This window comes from Staphylococcus sp. GW823-FHT05F06, assembly GCF_058795495.1.
This window is the reverse complement of record NZ_JBXAHW010000002.1, coordinates 257,390-281,939: the sequence shown is the minus strand read 5'-3', so window position 1 is coordinate 281,939 and position 24,550 is coordinate 257,390. Positions and strand designations below refer to the sequence as shown.

At 32.6% G+C, this 24,550-nt stretch carries 1 protein-coding gene (only partly in view); it reads right to left on the bottom strand.

Translation table 11 applies throughout. The features are described 5' to 3' along the window. Positions 1 to 24,550 carry the 5' portion of a hyperosmolarity resistance protein Ebh gene (gene ebh, locus AC1Q7N_RS02780; RefSeq protein ID WP_145376282.1) on the bottom strand. It extends 5,900 nt beyond the left edge of the window, so the window shows 24,550 of its 30,450 coding nt (coding positions 1–24,550); the start codon lies at positions 24,548 to 24,550; its stop codon lies off the left edge, out of view.

Here is a 24,550-nt window from a genome sequence, read left to right as displayed (position 1 = left end):
TAATATAGTTACTTGACTGTTTGACTTGCTCTTTATCTTTGATACTTTCTTCTAAATTCTCCATAGCATGATCGAGTAGTTTTGCTTGGCCAATAATAGCCGCAACTTCAGTTCTGGTAACTGCGTTATTAATTTTTTCATTTAATGCGTTTTGTTGTGCTTGATTTAAGTGCATCAATGTAGGTATCGATTGATGTGCGTTTTGCTTATCAGCATCTAATAATTCAACGCCATTTAAGTCATTATTCGCTTGATTTACACCATCCGTTAGTTGCTTAATTATTTCTTTATCCAATGTTGGATGTTGTTCATTGATAATATTTTCGACTTCTCTAACTGCGTGATTATATTGCTCTTTTTTAGCATCACTTGCATTAATATATTTGCTCTCTTGTCTTACGGATGATTGATTTTGAATGCTGTTTCTTAAATGCTTCATAGCGTCATTTAAAGCTTGAGCACTTTGAAGTTGTTCAGCTACTTTTTCTCTTGTTTGAGCTTCATTAACCAATCTATTTATGGCATCTCTTTGTGGTGCATTTAAATCGTTTAAACTATTAATCAATAAGTTTGCATTTTCTTTTGCTTGTTGTAATTTATGTTCTCCATCGAGTGCATTGATGGCATGCTTTATGTTATTGATTGCATTCTCTATTTCGTCATGAGACATCGTAGGGTTTGCTACTTGATCAATGATTGATTGTGCATGATTAATTGTATCGTTGTACATATTTTGAGGTGTACTATCCTCGTTTATATAATTGTTTGATTGTCTCACATTATCTTGTTGAGCAACGATATCTTTAAGTTTTTTCATATCATTATTTAAAGCTTTCGCTTTGTTATAGATATTATTTACTTGTGAAACTATAGTTGCTTGTTCAATTTCATGAGTTAATGCTTCTTTTTGAGCTTGATTGAGGTTATCTAAGTGATTGACTGCAAAAGTTTTTGAATTTTTATTGTCATTCAATTCACGTTCACCATGAAGTGCATCTTTAGAAATTTTTACATTTGATGTTGCACGTTCCACCTCTAAAGGATTCATAGTTGGATTAGATGTTTGATTGATTATTTGTTTTACACGATCAACGGCATTGTTATATGCAGTTTGATTACCAACAGTTTCATTGATGTAGTTACTTGTTTGTTTAACTTCATGTTCATCAGTAATACTTTGACGTAAAGTATTCATTGAATCATTTAAAGCTTGTGCTTTATTAATTACTTGATGTACTTCAGAACGGGTTTGAGTTTGTTGAATTTCTTGATTTAATTGTTCTTTTTGAGCTTGGTTTAGACCAGTCATTTGATTAATAGTATTGATGGACTGTTGTTGAGCTTGTTTTAGTTTTTGTACGCCATGTAAATCGTTTTTAGCTTCAGTAATTTTATCAGCAATAGTGTTAATATTAGTTGGAGACATATTTGGATTTGTTTGTTCAGCAACTATGTTTTTACCTCTATCTGTATACTCATCAAAGTTAACTTGTTGAGAAGTATCTTCATTAATATAATTACTCGTTTGTTTTATTGCGTCATTACCAGTTAAAGCATCATCTAATTTTTTCATCGCATCATTAAGTTGATTTGCTAATTGAACTACTTTTTGTACTTCTGGTCTAGAATTAGAGTTTTGAACTTTAGTTTCAAGATTACCTCTTTGCGCTTGATTTAAGTAATTTAACGCATTTAATGTTGCTTGAGCATCTGTCTTGTCGTTAGCAAGTTTTTGATCACCATGTAAATTATCTTTAGTTTGTTTAACTTCATTTAGGACACTTTGAATCTCATCATTTGCCATTACTGGTGTTGGTTGATCATTAATTATATTTTTAGCTTTATTTACGGCTTGATTATAAGCATTTTGTTGTTCAGAATCTTCATTGAAGTACTTACTACTTTGTAAAATTTCATTATTATCAGCAATAGAATCTCTAAGTGCTTTCATTGTATTATTTAATTGTTTAGCACTTGCAATTTTTTCTCCTACTTGGCTTCTTGTTGGTGCACTGAAAATATGATTTAAAATCGTATCTTTTTGCCCGTTCGTCAAGCTATTAAGGTTTTGTAGTTGTTCTGAAGCTTCTTTTTTATCTTCTGATAGTTTATTACTACCGTGTAAATCATTAAGTGCTTGTTTGATATTTTCAATAGCTTGATCTATTTGATTTTTATCCATGATAGTTGGATGAGCAGTTATCAAATCTTTTGCTGCTTGAATTGCATGATTATAAGCATCCTGTTGGCTGGAATCTTCATTAATGAAATCACTATTTTGTTTTACTGTATTGTCATTGTTAACAATTTGTTGTAGTTGATTCATAGAGTTATCTAATTGTTTAGAGTTATTTACGATATCATCTACCTGTTGTTTAGTTTGAGCTTGATTAATTAAATCATGTTGTTTATCTTTTTGTGATTGTGTTAATCCTTGCAAATGTTCGATGCTTTGATTTCCGTCTGACTTAGCCTCTGCTAATTTAGATTGCCCATTTAAATTATTTTCAGCAGTTTTAATCGTTTGAGTTGCTCTATTTATTACATCTTTATTAAGCTCTGGTGGTTGGGTAGTTGCAATAATTTGAGAACCATAATTTAACGCAGAATTGTAATTTGCTTGAAGACCACTGTCAGCATTTACATATCTACTATCAGCCTTGATTTGTTCTTTTTTATTTATTTCAGTTTTCAGTGCTTTCATAGCTTCATTAAGTTCTTTTGCTTTTTGTAAGGCTTCTTGAACTTCTGGTTTGGTTGATGCTTGGTTAACTAATGTTTTTTCAGCAAGAACCTGTCCAGGATTTAATGCTTGTAAATTATCAATTTCAGCAACAGCTTGATTTTTAGCCTCTTGAAGTTTTTGCTCACCATGTAAACTTTCTCTAGCATTTTGCAATTCTAATAAAGCATCTTCAATTGTAGCTTTATCTAAAGTGCTACTTGGAACGCCGTTGATAATGTCTTTAGCTTTTTGAAGTGCATTACTATATTCATTTTGTGCCGCTTCATCTTCATTGATAAAGTCGCTTAATTTTTTAACACTGTTTTCAAGAGCAACTTCATTCTCAAGTTGACGCATAGCTTCATTAAGTGCTTTAGCATGATTTAAATCATTAGAAACTTCAGTTCTTGAAGGAGCAGAGTTAATCTCATCATGCTCGCTTTGTCTTTGAGAATTGTTTAGATTTGTTAAATAGTTTAATTCATTGGTTGCATCTTGTTGTGCTTTTTGTAATTTTTGATCACCATGTAAATCGTTTTTAGTTAAATGAATGTTTTGAATGGCATCTGCTATTTTATTGTTGTTTAAAACATCATCTGTAGTGCCGTTTAATATTTCTCGACCTTTTTGAATGGAGTCATTATAAATATTTTGAACTTGCGGATCTTCATTAATATATTTACTTTGTTGATGAACGTTTGACTGTTCTTCTACGAGTGTTTTTAGTGTGCCCATTTCGTTATTTAACTTATTAGCTTGTGCAATTATTTCTGCCACTTGCTGTTTAGTTTGAGCATGATTAATTAAGTCATTTAATGCTTGCTTTTGTTTATCATTTAAATTTGTTGATTGATTTATTATTAAATTTGAATCTGCTTGATTTTGTGCAAGTTTATTCGCACCGTGCAATGAATCTTTTGCTTGAATGACCTTTTGAGTAATAGCTTGAATATTACTTATATCCATAGTTGGGTCGTTAAGTTGATTTATGAGTTGTTCAGCTTGGCTTACAGCATTATCGTACGCTAACTTTTTCTCAGAATCTTCATTGAGATAGTTACTAGAATTTAGAGTAGCATCCTTATCGGCTATACTTTGTTTAAGTTGTTGCATAGCTTGGTTTATTGCTTTTGCTTCTTCTAGTTTCTGAGTTACTGCAGGTTTAGTTGTTGTTCTGCCTATATCTTGGATTAATTTTGTTATTTGAGCTGAATTTAATCCGTCTAGATTTTGTATTTCATTCTTTGCAATTTCCTGTGCTTGTCTTAATTTATTATCACCATGAAGATTTTGTTCAGCATCATTAATTTCTTGAATGGTACGATTGATATCAGTACTACTTATTGTTGGATTATTTTCTGAATTAATTATTTCCTGACCTTTTGCGATAGCTTGTTCATATGCTTCTTTTTCAGAGACATCTTCATTAATATAGTTACTATTTTGTCTTACTAATGACGCTTTGGCTACTGCAACTTTTAATTCTTCCATTTTTCCATTTAAGAATTTAGCATGACTTAACTGTTTAGCAACATTTGCTCTGCTTGTTTGTTGGTTAATGATGTTTTCCAATGCTTGTTTTTGTGGTTCAGTTAAACCAGTAAAGTTAGTAATTTGTTGTTTAGCATCTGTCTTTGCATCTTGAAGTTTTTGATCTCCATTTAATCCATTTATAGCTGTATTTATATCTTGAGTTGCTTGTTTGATTATTTGAGGATCCATCGTCGCATTGTCTTCACCAATAATGTTATTTATTTTATCTACTGCATGATTATAGGCATTTTGTTGAGCTAAGTCTTCATTAGTATAATTGCTATTTTTACGAATTTGCTCTTGATTCATAATGCTATCTCTCATTGCTTTCATAGCATCATTAAGCTCTTTTGCTTTCTGCAATTCTTGAGCTAAACTTTCTAGAGTTGTCACATGGTTGATGTTATCCTTAACAGTTTGGCGTTGTGGAACATTGAGACTGTTTAAGCTATCTATGTCGTTTAAAGCATTGTCTAAAGCCTGTTTAAATCTGGATTCTCCATTTAATTCGTTATGCGCTTGGTCTATCTTGTTTAATAAATCTTGTAATGCTTTATGATCTAATGTATCTGGATGATTATGAATTAAATCCTCAGCTTCTTTAATAGCATTATCATAATTTTGTTTTTTATCATTATCAGCATTAATGTAATTGCTTAAATGTTGAATTTGATCTTTATCATTTATGACTTTATGAAGTGTACTCATATCACCATTTAATTGTTTAGCAATCTCTAGTTGTTTATTTACCTCATCTCGAGTATCAGCATTATTAATTAACGGTTTAAAATGGTTTTTTTGTTCTTCGGTTAAGTCATCTAAATGATTTAATTGATTATTAGCATCTTGTTTAGATTGAGCTAATTTTTGATCACCATGTAAATTATTCACTGCATCTTTAATATTTTGAAGTGTATCAGCAATTTTTTGTTTATCTAAGGTTGGATTAGATGTTTGATTAATTATTTCTTTTGCAGCTTGGATTTTATCATTATAAGTTTTTTGTTTGTCTGAGTCTTCATTTATGAATGGGCTGCTATTTGAAATTTGATCATCTTGATTCACTTGATCTTCAAGTTGTTTCATAGCTTCATCAAGCGCTTCGGCCTCTTTAAGTTTTTCTGCAACTTGGTCCCTAGATGTAGCTCCATTAATAGCTTGTATAAGCGCATCTTTTTGAGGTTGATTAAGATGATTTAAGTTACCAATGGCTTGATTAGTTGTATTTTTGTCTTGCTGTAATTTTTGAGCTCCATGAAGGTTATCTTGTGCTTGTTTAATATTATTTAAAGCATTAGTAATGTCTTGTGCATTTAAGTTAGGATTTGAGCTGTTATTAATAATGTCTTCCGCTTGTTTAAGTGCATTATTATACGCATCTTTTTGTGCAGAATCTTCATTTGTATAATCACTGTTAGCATGAACACCATCTTTTTGCGCAACTTGTTCTTTAAGTTTTTTCATTGCGTCATTTAGTGCTTTTGCTTGCTCAATTTTTTGCTTAATATCATCTCTACTATTAGAAGTGTTAATTTGTTCTCTGAGTTTTTCACGTTGTGCATCTGTTAAATCTGTTAATCCATCTAGTTCTGTCGAAGACGTTTGTTTGTCTTGATTTAATTTTTCAGCACCATGTAAAGCTTGTTCTGCATTTTGAACGGATTGAGTTGCTTGGTCAATGTTTGCTTTAAGTAATTCAGGGTTTTGAGTTTCGTTAATAATAGTTTCAACACGTTGAACTGCATCATCATAGTTTTGCTTAATTTGAGGATCTTCATTTAGATATTTACTATCTGCTTTCACTTGATCTTTTTTAGCAATACTTTGTCGTAACTCACCCATAGCATTATCTAATTGTTGAGCGGTTTGTAAGTTTTGTTGAACTTGTTCTAATCTTGATGCGCTATTAACTAGATTTTTCTCTGCATCTTTTTGGGCATTGTTCAAATTAGATAGATTTCTGATTGTTTGATTGGCATTATTTTTAGCTTCCTCTAATCTATGATCACCGTCTAAGGCATCTTTAGTATTTTTCACGGTTTGTGTTGCTGTAGTGACATTACCTTTATTAATTGTTGGTTGATTCGTTCCATTTATTATATTTTGAGCATTTTGTACAGCTGCATCATATGCTTGTTTCTTAGATGGTTCCGCATTGATGTAATTACCGTTTGAAACAATATTAGTATAATCTTTAATACTTTCTTTTAAGGCACCCATTAAACCATCTAAAGCTTGAGCTTCTGTTAAATCGTGTTGGACTTGCGTACGTGTAGATTCATTATCAATTAAAGAATCTTCCATATGTTTTTGAGCTGAATTCAAATTCTGTAATTGAGCAATCGTTTGTTTAGCACTATCTTTATCGTGTTGTAGTTTAGTATCTCCATGAAGATTAGATTTAGCTTGAGTTACGGCATTTGCCAATTGATTGATTGTATCTGAGCTTAACGTTGCTTGAGTTTCATCGATAACTTGTTGAGCATTATTTACAGCATTGTCATAAGCTTGTTGTTGGTCATGATCCTCATTAATATATTTACTACTATTTTTAGTATCGTTTTTATCTTTAATGCTTTTACGTAAACCAAGCATTGCAGTATCTAATGTTGTTGCTTCTTGACGAATATTTCTCACTTCATCACGTGTTGTTGCTGCAGTTACTTTAGCTACTTCAGCATTTTTCTGAGGTTCATTGAGACTCGTTAAACCACGTATTCCAGTTTCAGCAGCTTGTTGGTCTTGTGTCAGTTTTTGAGCACCATGTAATGCATCTTTTGTAGTGTTAACAGTTTGAGTTAAACGTTCTATAGCTAATTTGTCTAGAACAGGTTGAGCATTGTTGTTGATTGTAGCTTGAGCTTCATTGACAGCATTATCATAATTGTGCTGTTCAGGTTGATCTTCATTGACATAATTGCTACTTTGTTTTACTTGATCAACGTTTTGAACACTGTTTCTTAAAGCTTCCATCGCATGGTTCAATTCAGTTGCTTTGTTTAATTCTTCTTGTACTTTTGTACGGGTATTAGCTGAATTAATTAATAGATTTAATTCACGCTTTTGACCGTCATTTAAGCTATTTAACCCATTGACAGTTTGTGTAGCTTGTTGTTTAGCATTAGCTAATTGTTGAACACCATCAAGATCTTGTTGTGCTTGTTGAACGCGTGATAGCGCTTGTTCAATTGTAGCTTTATTAAGCTCTACGTTTGGTGTGGCATTGATGATATTTTCTGCGTTCTGTAGTGCTTGATCGTAAGCTGTAACTTTAGTCGGATCTGCGTTGATATATGCACTGCTACGTTTGATGTCCTCTTTATTTTGAATGCCATCTCTTAAATTACTCATAGCAGAATTTATTTCTTTAGCTGCAGCTAACTTTTGAGCAACATCTGTTCTTGTTTTAGCTTGATTGACTAAATCTTTTTCGGCGTTGATTTGAGCTGTGTTCAAACTAGATAAACCTTCTATTTGTCTATTTGTGCTTTCTTGGTCAGTGTGTAATTTATTTTCTCCACTTAACGCTGTTTGAGTCGTATTGATTTGATTAATAGCCTGCTCAATTTCATTTTTGTTCATGATTGGATCTTGAAGTTTATCAATAATAGTTTGACCGGCTTGTACAGAATTATCATAGTTATGTTTTGGTTGTTCATCTTCATTGAAATAATTACTTTGTTGGTGAACGTTATTTTGTTGGCCTACTTTATCTCGTAAAGCTTGCATTGCAGTATTTATTTCTCTATCCAAAGTTAATTGTTGATTAACTGCTGGGATTGTCTGCTGTGCTTGAACATTTTCAATTGCTTTTTGACGTTGTGCATCATTTAATGCTGTAAGTTTATTGATTCCAGTAATCGCATTATTTTTAGCTTCTTCTAATAGATGTGAACCTTGTAACGCATTTTGAGCGTCAGTCAATTGTTGTAACTTTTGTTCAATTTCCGATTTATTTAATGTTGGATTACCGATTTCATTAATAATATTTTCTGCTTCTTGAAGTGCTTGATCATACCCACGTTGATGTTCAGTTGAATCATTAATGTAATCGCTACTTTGTTTGACATTAGTCTTTTCAGCTACTTTATCTCTTAATTGTTTCATTGCATTATTTAATGATTTAGCTTCATTAAGATGCTCTTCTACTTCAGAACGTGTATTTGAACCGTTGACTAAGGATTCCTCACCAGATTTTTGAGGGTCATTTAAATAACCTAATTGTCCAATTTCTTGATTAGCAGTTCCCTTATCTCTTTGTAACTTTTCTACACCATGTAAATCATTTTTAGCTGTGTTAATTCGGCTAATCGTTTGATCAATAGTAGATTTATTTAATTCTGGATTGTGTTGACCAGTTATATATGTCGAGCCATTATCAATTGCATTATCATAAGTATTCTTTTGAGTTGAATCCTCGTTAAAATAATTACTTGTTGAATGTATTGCATTTTGATTGTTAACTAAGTCACGTAATGTTTGCATTGATTGATCTAATGCTTCAGCATCACGTAATTTATTAGCAACTTGGTCTCTAGTTTGAGCGCCATTAACGGCTTGATTTTCTTTTGTTTTTTGCTCGTTTGTTAATCCGCTTAGGTTGTTTATTGAAGCAACAGCATCTTCTTTAGCTTTAGTCAGTTTAGCTTCACCGTTTAGATTGTTAATTGCAGAATTAATATTATTAATTGCTTGTTCAATTGTTACTTTATCTAATTCAGGGTTTTGTGATTTGTTTTTAAGCGCTTCTGCACTTGCAATCGCATTTGAATATGCTTGTTGTTGGTTCGCATCTTCATTGATAAATTTACTGCTATTTATCATTTGGTTTTTACCATTGATAAGGTGATTCAGTTGTTCCATCACCTTATTTAGTTCTTTAGCTTTTGCTAATTGAGAAGCAACTTCTGTTCTAGTTTGAGAACTGTTGACTAAACCTTTTTCACTATTTCTTTGCGCATCAGTCAATTGATTTAACGTATTGATTTCTTGATCGGCATTTTCTTTAGCACGACGTAATTGTTCTTCACCATCTAAAGCATTTTTAGTAGTAAGAATCGCTTGTGCTTTTTGGTTAATTGAATTGGCATCAAGAGTGGCTTGTTGTTCATTAACTATTTCTTTAGCATTATTTAGAGCCTCAGTAAAGGCATGTTGTTTTTCGGGTTCAGCGTTAATATAATTACTTTCGTTTGTTACTGATTCGTTGTCAGAAATGTTTTGTCTCAACGTGTGCATTGCACTATTTATTTGATTAGCCTTACTTTGCTCTGCAGTTACATCAGTTCTTGTATGAGCAGTGTTAATAGCTGTTTTAATAGCCTCTTTCTGAGGTGTGTTTAAATCAGCTAATGTATTAAGTGCATTAATTGCTTCCGTTTTAGCAGTTGTTAATTTTTGTTCACCATGCAGTGCATTCTCTTTAGTTGAAATGTTACTGATTGCGTTATCAACTAAAGTTTTATCAAGTACTGGATCAGCTGTTTTATTAATTATAGTTTGTCCCATTGTAATGGAATCATTGTAGGCAGATTGCTCAGGTTGATCTTCGTTAATATAAACACTTGTTTTTTGTACTGTAGGTTGTTTAGCAACTAATGATTTTAACGTGCCCATAGAACTATCTAGTGACTTAGCTTGGTTAAGTTGTTCTTGTACTTCCGTACGAGTTTGTTTACTATTTACCAGTTCCTTTTCTTTAGCTTTTTGAGTATTAGTTAAGTTTGGTAAGTTACCGATTTCTGTATTAGCACTACTTTGTGCTTGTTCTAACTTTTGTTGTCCATGTAAATTCTGATGGGCAGTATTTACTGCTTGTGTTTTTTGATTTACTACGTCACGGCTCATTTCAGGGTTAGATTGTGCATTTATCAATGTTTGAGCATGAGTAACGGCTTGATTGTAAGCTTCTTTTGGACCATTATCTTCATTTATATAATTGCTATTTGCTTTAACATTGTTAACGTCGTTCACACTGTTACGTAATGCTTGCATAGCAATATTCAATTGATTGTAATCTTGTAACTGACTCGTAATATTTGTTTTTGTAGAAGCTTTGCCTACATTTTCTTTAGCTTTGTTACGTTGAGCTTCATTTAGATAAGTTAAACCATCAATGGTTGTATTAGCATCTCTTTTAGCTTCAGCCAATTTGTCATTACCATTTAGATCATTTTTAGTCGTATTGACTCTTTGTGTAACTTTATTAATTTCAGCTGGATCAAGTTGTGCTTGATTAGCATCAGATTGATTAATCAGTTGTTTAGCATTGTTAACAGCGTTATTATAAGCATCTTTTTTGTCTTTATCTGCATTAATGTAATTGCCGTCATGCAATTCATCGTCATAGTTAGCAATAGTTTGTTTCAGTTGAGTCATTGCTGTGTTAACAGTATTAGCTTTTTCTTTAGCTTGATTCACTGAATTGATGTTTGGAGAGTGATTTATAGTATCAGTTAAAGTTTGTCGCTGAGCATCGTTTAAATCATTTAAGGTATTTAAATGATTAAGTGCTTGTTGTTTAGCAACTTCTAATCTTTGATTTCCATCTAACGCAGTTTTCGTACGTTTAACATCTTCAGCTTTTTGATCAATCACATCAGCACTCATTGTCGGACTTTGAGTTTGGTTTAAAATACCTTTAGCCGCATTGACTGCATTGTCATAGTCTTGACGTTTATTGTTAGATGCATCTAAATAATTTTCTTGTTGTTTTTGATTTTCGTAATCTGCAATACTTTCACTTAATGCTGTCATAGATTGATTTAAAGTATCAGCCTTATTTTTAATCGTTTCTAAAGTATTATGATTAGGTGCTGAGTTAACTTGAGCTTTAAAATTATCTTTTTGCGCGTTATTTAAATGACTTTCATTATTAATATGATTGATATATGGCTCTCTATTTAATGTAAGTTGAGAACGTGCAGTGTCTAATGCTTGTTTATGTGCATTTGCTTCATCTGTATTTTGTCTAATTTCAGCTACAGTAGGTTGACCACCTAAAACTTTAGATATTTTTTCAAGGTTTTGTCTAGCTTTTGCTAATTTATCATTATAATTGTTAAGCGAATCTTGAGTCATGCCGTCAGTATCTGTTTGTTGGTTAATACTGTTTTCTAATCTATTTTTAGCTTCTTGAAGTTGAGTTTTGTCTGGAACAAGTGAAGTTCGAGCATTTTGTAAATCTTGTATGACTTGTTGTGCATTAGCAACGCTCTCTTTAACTTGTTCTACTGTCGGATTACGTTTAAGTAATTTATTTACTTTGCCTTTTTCTATAATTGCTGCACTTAAGCTATCATTGTAATTATCCACTGAATCTTGAGTCATTCCATCTGTGTTAGTACCTTGATCAATTTCATCTTGAAGTTGTCTTTTTATTTTTTCTAAAGGTTGAGTATCAACTTGTAAGTTATTCTTAGCTTGTGTTAAATCGTTACTGATTCGTTCCGCTTCTGCTTTATTCGTTTTGATTGCATTAACATCTGGATTGTTCGCTAAAACGTTATTAATTGTGTTAATTTCGTTTTTAGCTATTTGTAGTTTTTGATTATAATTTGCAACAGATTGCTGAGTCATACCATCTGTACTAGGTACCTGGTCGATGTTATTTTGTAACGCTGTTTTAGCGGTTTCTAATGGTTCTTTATTAACTGTTAACCCGTTAATTGCTTGAGTTAAGTTTGTAGTTTGCTGATTGACTCGGTCTGTTTCAGTTGTAATTTGTTGTTCATCGGCATCGCCGTTATTAATTAATGCTAAAGCAGTGTTAGATTCATTTTGGGCTACGCGTTTAGCGTTTTGATAAGCCTCTATAGATTGTTGTGTCATACCATCAGTTTGTACAGTTTGATTAATTTTATTTTCTAAATTTAATCTTGCAGCTTTTAATGCATCATTATTTGATAGCGGTTGAAGTTGATTAATTGCTTCAGTTAATTGTTGATTCAACTGATTTACTTGTTGTAATGCATTATTTACCTCTTGAACAGTACGTATAGGTTTTTGTATCACAGCGTTGGCATTATCTTTAGCAGAAGTAATTTGTGTTTCTAATGATTGAATTGCTTTATTATATGCATTGATACTTCTTGGCTTTTTATTATTTGTATCGCCTCTTCTGTTTAATTGTTGAACTGCTGTTTGTAATTCAGTAGTATCTGCAGTTAATTGCTGTTTAGCATCATTCAAATGTGCTAGTGCTTGTTCAACTTTAGATTTCTCGTCTGAAATTTGTTTTGCAGTTGCATCGCCATTGTTGATGACAGCTTCTGCATTTCTGATAGCACTTTGAGCCTCATTTCTCTTAGCTTCATAGTTATTAATAGAATCTTGAGTCATACCTGTTGTTAATGGTTGATCATTAACTGATTGCTGAAGTTGATTTTTAGCTGTGACAAGTGCACTATTATTCTCTTTATTTTGAAGTATATGAATCGCGTCATTAACTTTAAGTTGTACAGCTTCAACTTTTTGTAATGCTTGTGCTACTTCATTAACTGAAGGGTTACTATTTTCAAGAATTTGATGTGCTTCTGATTTAGCGTTATTGTATTGCGTCTCAATAGCTTGTCGAGCAGCTTGGTATTGTTGAATACTAGCAGGTTTTTTACCATTTGTATCAACATTTTGTATTAATTGGTTATAAGCATTTTCCAATTGAGACTTATCAGCACGTAAATCGTTTTTGGCTTTGTTTATTGCATTAATCGCTTGATTTACTCTATTTGTTTCGTTAGTAATTTGTTGCTCAGTGGCATCGCCATTGTTAATGATTTGTTGAGCTTTTTGTATTTCATCTTCAGCTTCACGTTTTTTTGATTTATAGTTATTAGCAGTATCTGTTGTCATGCCTTGTGTTGGATCTACTTCATTAACAATTTGTTGAAGTTGTTGTTTCGCTTGAACCAATGCATTATTATTCTCTTTATTTTTAAGCATTGCTATCGCTTTATCTAATTCAGGTTGAACAGCTTTTATTTTGTTTAACGCAGCAGTCACTTGTGATACTTGAGGATTGTCATTTGTTAAAATACTGTTTGCTTCATTTTTAGCTGAATCAATTTGAGTTTGAATACGTGACTTAGCTTCATTGTATTTCCTGATACTTGCAGGCGTTTTACCGCTCGTATCAATATTTTGAGTTAATTGATTATATGCATTTTGAAGTTCCTCTTTATCTGCTCTTAAACCAGTTTTTGCATTATTTAATGCTTCTAAAGCGCGTTCAACATTTGTTTTGGCGTTAGAAATTTGTTGTGTAGTCGCATCGCCATTATCGATAACTTGTTGTGCTTTTGATATTTCTTGTTGAGCAGCTTGTTGTTTTGAATTGTAATCATCTTTAGTTTGTTGCGTCATACCTTCTGTTGAAGGGACTTGGTCAACTGCCTGTTGAAGTTGTTCTTTGGCTCGAACTAGTGCACTATTATCTTCTTTATTTTGTAAAAGTGCTCTGGCTTCGTTTAATTTTTGTTGTACTTCTCTTACTTTATTTAGTGCATTGTTGACATCAGCTACACTTGGATTTTGCTCTTTTAAAATGCGATCTGTATTTGTTTTAGTGCTGTTCAATTCGTTACTAAATTGTTGATATCTTTGATTGTACGCAGTGATAGAAGCTGGTTTCTTATTATTTAAATCCGTTGGTTGAATCAACTGATTATATGCTTGCTGTAATTCTTGTTTATCAGCTCTAAGCGCTGATTTGGCGTTGTTCAATTCACTGAGTGCTTGCTCTACCTTAGATTTCTCATCAGACACTTGTTGTACACTAGGTTGAGCGTTTTCAATAATTTTATTTGCATTTTGTATAACTTGCTCTGCTTTTTGACGTTTAGCGTTATAATTTTGAATTGTTGCTTCAGTCATACCAGTAGTACTTGGTTGATTATCTAGACTTTGTTGCAAAGCAGTTTTTGCATTAATCAATGGTTGTTTATCAACAGTAAGACCTTGTTTCGCCTGTGTTAATTCATTATTGATTTGTTCCGTCTCAACTTTGTTTGTTCTGATAGCATTAACATCTGGATTGTTAGCTAAGACATTATTAATTGAGTTTATTTTATCTTTGGCTTCTTGTAGTTTACGTTCATAGCTTTGTACAGATTGTTGCGTCATACCATCAGTGCTAGGTTTTTGGTCAATATTTGCTTGTAACTGATTTTTGGCAGTTTCTAAAGGTTCTTTATTAACTGTTAAGTGATTGATTGAATTTGTTAATTCAGACAGCTTTTGATTTAATTTTTCTATTTCTGTAGAAACTTCTTGATCAGATGCATCACCATTATTAATAAGAGTTTGTGCAATACTAGATTCATTTTGAGCTTTTATTTTAGCTTGCTTATAATTCTCAACAGATTGTTGAGTCATACCGTCTGTTTGAACGGTTTCATTAATTTTACTTTCAAGTCGATTACGAGCTTCTTTTAAGCTTTCTTTATTCGCTAAAGGTTGTAATAAGTTAATTGTATCTGTTAAGCGTTGGTTCAATTGGTTTACTTCATGCAATGCATTATTTACTTCTTCAACAGAACGAATAGGCTTATTGATGATAGTATTTGCTCTATTTTCAGTCTGTGTAATTTCAGATTGTAGCGAATGAATAGTATTGTTATAAGCACTAACACTGCTAGGCTTTTTGTTGTTTGTGTCGCCTCTCCTACTTAATTTCCGTACTTCAGTTTTTAAAGAAGTTGTATCTGCCGTTAAATGTTGTTTTGCTTCGTTAAGTGCATTAGTTGCCTCTTCAACTCGAATTTTATTTTCTGTTATTTGTTCAATAGATGCATCCCCATTATTAATAATAGTGTCAGCAGAACTTGCTATATTTTGTGCTTCTCTACGTTTTGTTGTGTAATTATTAATAGATTCTTGAGTCATACCATTTAGTGATGGTTGACTATTAATCGCTTGATCTAATTTTTCTTTTGCTCTAACAAGTTCGCTATTATCTTCTTTATCTTGAAGTATATTAATAGCTTTTGTAACCTCTGGTTGAATTGCATTTATCTTACGTAAAGCATCTTCTACTGCATTTACAGTAGGGTTTGTATTTTCAAGAACATTATGTGCTTCATTTTTAGCGGTATTATATTGGTTTTCGATATTTCGTCTTGCAGACTTATAGTTTTGAATACTAGATGGTTTTTTACCATTGGTATTAACATTTTGTATAAGTTTATTGTATGCAGTCTGTAATTCTCTTTTATCAGCTCTTAAGTCATTCTTAGCATTTTGTAATGCTTGTAATACTTGCTCTACTTTAGATTTTTCAGAAGAAATATCTTGAGCAGTAGCATCTCCATTATTAATAATCATGTTCGCTTTTTGTATTTCATTTTGAGCTTCTCGCTTTTTAGCGTTGTAATTATTAATTGTTTCTTGAGTCATACCGTGTGTTGGATCTGTATCATTTACTGCATTTTCAAGTCTGTTTTTAGCATTGACTAATTCTGTATTATTTTCTTTGTTTTGAAGCATGTTGATAGCTTCTGTTAATTTTGGTTGAATAGCTTTGATTTTGTTCAATGCTTGAGTTACTTGTGATACTTGTGGATTATCATTACCTAAAATTCGCTCCGCTTCATTTTTAGCATCATTAATTTGATTTTGTATTCTGGCTTTGGCTGTTTCGTATTGACGTATACTCGCCGGTTTTTTACCATTGGTAGATACGTTCTCAATTAATTTGTTATATGCAGTCTGTAACTCATTCTTATCAGCTCTCAGATTACTTTTAGCATTAGTTAAAGCTTGCATTGCTTGCTCTACTTTAGATTTTTCAGAAGTAATTTCTTGAGTTGTAGCATCCCCATTATCAATCACTCTTTGTGCAGATGTAAGTGCTCTTTCAGCTTCACGTTGTTTGTCATTATAATTATTAATTGTTTGTTGTGTCATACCTTGTGTTTGAGGTATGTCATTTACAGCGTCTTGTAAACGTTTTTTAGCTTGTACAAGTTCTGAATTATTTTCTTTTGGTTGAAGTAAAGCAATTGCTTGATTCACTTTAGGTTGAACAGTATTTATTTTATTTAAAGCGTCTCTAACTTGTTCAACGGAAGGATTGGTGTTTCGCAAAGTACTACTTGCATCCGCTTTAGCTGTATCTAATTCTTTTCTAATATTTGAAATGGCTTCATTATAGCGTCTTACAGATGCTGGCTTTTTATCATTTGTTAAAACATCTCTATTTAACGTATCATAAGCGCTTTGTAACTGTGACTTATCAGCACGTAAGTTGCTTTTAGCTTCAACATAATCTCTCTGTGCCTGTTCAACTGTGTTTTTAGCATCATTAATTTGTTGGGATGTTGCATCTCCATTATTTATAACGCTATTTGCATGTTGTATTGCTTGTTCAGCTGCTTGGCGTTTATTTTTGTAGTTCCTTGTGCTATCTTGAGTCATACCATCAGTTGAAGCGGCTGGTTGAATCGATTGTTGTAATTGTTCTTTTGCTCTCACAAGTTGACTATTATCAGCCTTGTTTTGTAATAATGCTTTAGCTTCATTTATTTTATTTTGTGCCGCTTGAACTTTAGATAAAGCTGAATTTACTTGTTGAGGTGTTGCAAATTCTGTGCCTATAACTTGGTCAGCATCACTTTTAGCTGTATTAATTTGTGATTGAGCACGATTCATAGCTTGATCAAAGTTTCTGATACTTGATGGTGTTTTGTTCTCTTTACTAATTTCTTCATCTAGTCGACGACGAGCATTGATTAATTCGGTTTTATTAACTTTAGTTCTAACAGTCTCAGTAGCTTCTTCAGAACTTCCATCACTGTAATAAATAACTACTGGAATATGTGATGTACTACCACCAGCTAAATTTGTTGGAAGAGCGTTTCCTTGTTTAATCGCAACTCTATTTTTATTTGGCACTTGAACCGCATTATTAATATCATCATTAGTCACATTTTGACCCTGTTCTTTAACAATTTCATTGATTGTTAAAGTATGTTGCGCAGGTGCTTGAATTACAGTAGGATTTGTGTTTTCAGTGTTACCCTGACCTGCTTTAGGAGTTATTGTAATTTGAGAATTAGGTTTAATTGTATTGGCCGAAAATACAACTTTACCATTATCCTGATTGAACTCGACATAATTTGGTTTATTATTTATCGTCCATTTGCCGTTGTTATTTTTAGTAATAGTGAATGATTTTTGTGTTTCATTGCCATTTAATTTTTCAGTGTAATTAATTTCGACACGTTCAGTTGGATTTAAAGAATTACGTGAATTGTCAGGTAATATATCGAATGTTCCATTATCATAAGTATGAGTTGCTACTTGTTCAGGTTGTGGAGCTTTGACAATATAAATTTCACTAGTTGCTGAAGTACTTATAGTTTCTCCGGAACCTTCAGTCGCTATTGCTTCTATTGAATCCCCAGGTCTAACTGCTAATCGACTTAAAGATATAGCAGTTCCGTTATTTGTTGGTCCGATACCATTTATGTCAGGTGACCCAGTTTCAACAGTCCAACGACCATCATTATTTTTAACAAATGTAGTTAATTTATTTCCATTTTTATTAATAACAATCTTATCTGCAGATGCTTGGATATAATCATTTGTCCCACTTATTAGTATATTACGCACAGCACCAGGTGTTACTGTTACATCACCAGTTTTAGACTGAGTTATGGTTGGTTGATTAGGTTTAGCATTTGTAACTATAAATTTAGCTGATTGTGATGTTTGCCAAACACCCCAGTTGCTAGGATTAACGACATCATAAGTACCAGTTTTAACAAAAGGAGTTCTAGTATATGCTAATGATTGCCATTGATCACTAGTAGTTCCTGTACTTTGCTGGTTCCAATAAAATTTCCAACCATCTATTGGTAATCCCTCTCCATTTTCAAGATGTTTGTAATAGCCTGCCCATGTTCCTTTAGGGAATGTATCTCCTACTTGAATTTTGTAGATAGGTTGAGTGAAATCAAAATTATATACCCACACTTTAACAGGAACTTCTAATGGTGTAGATATGCCAGGATAATTAACAAGTGCAATTAAATTTTGTACACCGGCTATGTTTTTATCAGGTTGACGATTGTCTTTCCAAGAAGCTGTTCCTCCAAGACGGTTATTATTTTCAAAAATAATATAATTATAAACGTCAGTACCATTGGTTAAGTTTCGTCCTTTTTGATCTCTTACTGGATTCTTAGCTGTAACTGTTGGATAGATTGTTATTGGAATATCTACAGTTCTCGTACCTTGATGATTAGGTAGAGTAACTGTAACAGTTTTTGTTGTAGTACCGATGTTGTTTTTCCAACTATTAGGCTCCTCGTTCCATGTAAGAGTAGAATGGGCTGGTATATTACTTATGAAACTATTGAAGTCATTAAAATTATAGTTTGTACCTTTAATTATTTTAATACCATCATTTTTAGCTTGCATGCCAGCGGTAACATTTACTTGATCACTGTTTTCTGAAAAAACACTTATATCTTCAGTTGTATTTGAAGCAATTCCACTACTATTTTGTTTAGTGTACGTTACATTATTTGTCATTGAGGTTTTAGCAGTAATATTTCCGGTTGGTAGAGTGCCTTGAATTGTTACAGTAGCTATACCATTAGAATCTATAGTTGTATTTGTATTAGGAATAACAGTTCCATTTGATTGATATAGAGTGACTTGTGCATTTTGTGGAACATTTCGAACTAAAATTTGTTGACCATTTAATTGTCCTTTTGAAATCACACTATTACTATCAATAACAGGTTTATTTGGTTTGACTTTGAATAGTACATTAACGTTTTCAGTTTGGCCGTTTTGATAAACTACCGTAACTGTTTTAGTAAATGAACCTGCATTACGAGAACTTGGTGTGCCTGATCCTTGGGCCCATCTGAAGTCCATATGTTCTGGCCAATATTGATTTACTGCTTGAACAAAATTTCCTGGATATGCATCACCTGATGAATTAAATCGACCATTGATAGTTGTTTCATATATTTGCTTTGGAATAGATTGACTAAGTTTGTAAGTAGTATCTTTTCTAATTGGTGTTGTTTCACCATCAAAGAATATTTCAGCGTGTAATGTTAAATCTCTACCAATTTGATTACTATTTATATCGGGTCCCTGATTATTAACCCAAACTATTCTCGCATCAACTGGACCTCCCGTTCTTAAACTAAAGAAATCATTTGGGGAAGTTCCTTTGCCGGTTGGAAATTGTTGTCCTCTTACTGTTGTTCTAGTAGTAGGTACAACTTCTAATAACACATGTTTAACTGGAACGGTTATTGTATTAGTTGTACCATCAGAAAATGTAGTTGTAACATTAACTGTAGCATTGTTCCCACTTCTATTTACTTTACTTACAACTTGACTACGAACGTCATTATTTGACTCATTGACATAATTTCTTGTACCTAAAATTTTAGTCATGCTGAGTGAAGATTTTACTCTATTTTGATCTTCAATTGAAAGGTTAGCATTGTTTTGAATATTACTAATTCTCACTGGTGTTTGATTACTTGATGAAGTTGTTATTCTATATTTCTCGTTTAATGGTTTTATATTTACTGTGAAAGAAACAATACTTTCATTTCCACTTTTATCTGTGGCTTTAACTTTTACAATTTTATTTATGCTATTAGTAACATTAGGAGCCTGACCTACTAACTCGTTGTTGTTTCTGGTCATAGTAATTGCACTATCACTTGTAGAAGCTACTGTATTTAATCCATAATTATCATTTACATTGATAGTATTTTTAAATGTTTCACCAGAATATACCGTATGATGGTCGTAATTACCTACAGTTATACTAGGATTTATTTTATCAGAAGGCACAAAATAAACATTAATCACGTTATTGGTATTGCTTAAATTTTGGCCTAATTTTTCAATGTAACCTTTTGGACTGTATGGTGCTAAGTATAATTGTGCCTTATAGATAACACCCATAATACCATTATTTGCCGCATTAGCTTTAACAACTTTATCAATATTAAAAGCGGATGCCCCATTAGCTTCTGGAACTTGACCATTTACGATAGAAGAATTTTTTTCATTATATATAACGTTAGAATGACTGACTTGACGTCCACCGTAACCATTATCTGGTTCTACTAAGTCTAATACTTGAATAGGATTTGAGTTAAGTAAATAAGATTTCTCGCCATCATCTCTAATTATAGATTTAGAATACCCATTAGACCCTCGTTCTGCTAACTGTTTTTCATTACTATTGATATTTGAACGTAAATTTGAGTTTTTAGCTGTTGCTTGAAGTAAAGTTAACACGTCATTAGTATTTATTTGTCTACCTAATGTTGCATCATATTTATAAATAAGTGATTTATGATCTGGTGACCATTCTAATCCACCATCTGTATTTCTACCTTGAATCTTACTAGAAGTCCACGAAATGGTATAATCATCCCTTATATTAACCCAACGTAAGAAATTCATATTATTGAGATTTGATGAAAACTCTTTTATCAAATCGCCCTTACGTATAGTTACTGTCACACTACTAACATTTCTATGGTCAAAGTTATTCGAAACAGTGATATCGTTATCGTTTAAATTAAGTCCAGAATTAGCTGCTTTAAATGCTTGTTTGATTTTATTGATTTCATCATTAGTTAAATTATAAGTACTAACTCTATATACACGATTATTACCAGTAGGTGCATTAACCTCTACTATTTTAAGTTTTAAATTAAGTTCTTGTTGAGTCTTATGATAAGCATTTTTAGCATTAACTCTATAGTTATAATTTCCAACATTGAGTCGACTAATTTCACTCGATGAAGGTAAAGATCCAATAGCTGATATAGAGGTGAAATCTCTATTAGGTAAATCCGAACCATTACTTAATGAGAAATATTTTCTTAAGTTTGGACCAATGGTATAGTTTTGTCCTCTAGCAATAGTGATTACTGCTTCTTTTTTATTTGTATTACCATTTTCACTGAAAATGGATTTTCTTTCGGGCTCATATGTGATTACATTTTCAGCATCAATAACATCTACAGAACCATCTCTATAATAAAATGTAACATCGCCGTTTACTCCAGCGAGTATTGGGTTATTTTGTAATAAATATGATCTTATATTAGCATTTGCTTCACTTATTTTTCTTTTTACCTCTTCTCGTTCGGAATTAGATAATGAAGAAGGGTCTGTCACTAATTGTAGTTGATCTCTAGATAATCCGACTGGATTTAAATCATCAGCCAACTTACCAACATTTAAAATAAAGGTTTTAGCTGGATTTGTTGTATTTCCAGAATTATCGGTTGCAGTAATATTGAAATGATATGTCGTATTATATGCTTCATTACTAGGTATATTACCAATTAACTTAAGCGTACCCTCAGTATTATTATTAGGATTGATTGTAAAGGTTTTTGTCCAACCTTGAGGTAAATTGACGTTTACATCTCTTAAACCTGAACCGCCAGTATTATCAGTGACTGGAAGAGTAATTTCTACATGATCTCCCCTGTAATACTTATGAACTAGTCCTGCCGGTTCATTAATTGTAGGTGGTGTTGTATCGCTACTAAACGGAACGCTATTACTAAAGTTTGATTGTACATATTGATTGTAATAAACAATTGCCTTTAATTCACCGCTTAATGGTAGATCTTTAAGGTAGTCTGATGAACGGAATGTTAAGACCCCATTTTTACTTGGATCATTATCATGGTATGCTTCTGCAACTACTGTGTAGTTTTCAGGGACAGTATATGGATTTATTTCTGGATCATGATCGCCATCGGTTCCGCCCATCACAAGTTTGATTTTAGCAGTAGTATCATTTGGTATATCTGTTACTCTTATTTCAGGCTTATGGTTAGGATTTCCACGTAATTCATTAGCAGTTGTAATGATTCTTGGTGGAGTTGGTTTTGATCTAATTTCAAATTGTTCTACTTTATCACCAAACTTAACAGTGATGAAATAATTTCCTGGATCAATATGACCAACAAGAGCTAAGTTTTTTTCAGTAGCATTATTTGTTCTACCCACAGCGTTTTGTAATGTAAGCGTGTTAGGATATCCTGTAATAGACCATTCACTATCTTTAATTGGTTCATTACTAGTAAGTTTGATACGTATCTCTTGTTGATAAGGTAATATTCCTGATCCTACAGTGTTATGAAGCGTTCCACTCATTACTTGGAAAACACCATGGCCCGCTCGTTTCGATACTGAAAATTCCTTTCTATCTTGTTTTTCATTATCGTGATATAACTCAATTGTATGTTTTAACTCAGGTTTTACATATAAATTTACTGGTAAAAGAGTTTCAGGGTTATGATGGCTATCTTCAACATCAAAACCTACAAGAAATTGAATTGGACGGCCTGAACGTGCTGCATTTTGAAGATTTTCTTGTGAAAAAAGTTCTTCAATTTGATAGGCATTCATTGCATTAGCTCCCTGCCATCTTTCCTGATTATAAGGAAGATAAGATGGATAAATACCTAGGACTGTACCAGTCACATTCTTTACATAACTTAATGGGTCGTATACCGAATCAATACTTCCGGAACCGTCACTATCCAAAATAGGAACATCAGTAGTTCTCTGTAATGTAGGATCGAATTGTCTGATTGTTCTTTTTAAATGAAGTGTACGATTTTTAACTTGGACATTTGACTGTACTCGATTTCGATAATTCTTATAAGGTTCGACATAGAGTTGGTTATAGTTCGTTGCTTGTTTATATTCACCAGAACGCGCGCCAGCAGCATAATACAATCTTGCAGTTGGAGCTCCTTGAGTTTTAAATGAAATACGATAACTTACATCACCACTACCTTTAAAACTATATATTGTATCTAATCCTCTTATTTGATCTGGTTTCTCACTATTTAGCAATGCGAAGTTTTCATCGCCATAATATTTATTAGTTTGTGTAGCGCCTTCTCTGTCGAAGTATAATTCTCCCCCTCTAGCAAAGTCAGAAAAATTATTAACACCATCATAAAATGCATAATTTGTAGCGGAGCCATGTTTAAAATCATTCGCTACGCTAGAATTAATAGCACCTGCTGATCTCCAAAATTGAGGTAGTGGTGCACCTGATCCAAATCCAACGCCACCAGTAGATGTACTTGAACCATCACGGTTGATAATAGTGAAAGTTACTGGACCAGTTGGTGTTTGATCACTTGGAAGTCCAAACCAATAGTACATATATTCATGCCCTTTATGATTACTATTAAATAAAATATCCCATTGATATCCATCTTTAAGTCGTTTTGTAGTGATATAAGCATTACCTTGTACATCAGAAGCACGTAAGATGTTCCTAGATCTTGGTAAATTATAAGGCCATCTTCTATTTGAAGCATGGAAGAAAGTACCAGGAGGGAAACCAGAATCATCATCGTCTTTTGAAACATAATATTCAGTTCTAGCATCTAAGTAATCGCTTCTTGATGAACGATTCTCAACAACACTTCTCGTACTTCTTCTACCACGTTTTTCTGTAGTAGATTGTTGTGGTAACGTACGTGCAAGTTCTAATGCTTTCTCTAATTGTTGATATGCCGAAACAAGCTGTTCTGAAGGAATATTTTGATTATTACCTAGTAAGTCATTGACGTAGTCAAAAGTAGATTTGACTTTTTGATATTCTGTTGCATCCGCACGATCTCTATCAATCATTCTGTAATTGTGATATGATGCGTCAAAAAAAGCTTGTAATGCATTTTTATCTAATGGTGGATGTACTTGCTGCGATTTATCTTTCTCTTGTAGATTCTCTTTCTCTTTGTCATTTTTACTTGCTCGGCTTTCTGCAAGTACATTTTCTGTTAGTTTATGATGTTTATTTTCAGAAGCATTCCCATCGCTATCGCTTACTATTTTACTATGTGCTTGCATAGTACTATTATCAACTTTCAATGGTTCGTTATTCATATTTGCTTCACTATGCGATTGATTGATACTATCATCCGAAACATTTGTAGGTAATTGTTGCGATGTTTCATTAGTGTCTTTGAATTGATCCGACAGTCGTGCATTTGCTTGATTTTGACTAGTTGATGAACGTAATGATTCAGTCTTCCCACTAGAATTTTGTTTGTTATTTTCGATTTCTTGACTATGCGTATTCGAATCATCATCATCTGTTTGATTTAATTGTTTAATTAACTTTTGATTTTGATTCAACTCGTCGGCACTTGCATGGTTTGTATTGATACCCATGAACACAAGTGTTGCAATCACAGTAGAAAATGTTCCAATTGCGTATTTTCGAATACTAAATTTTTGTAATTTATCACGATTATTCAA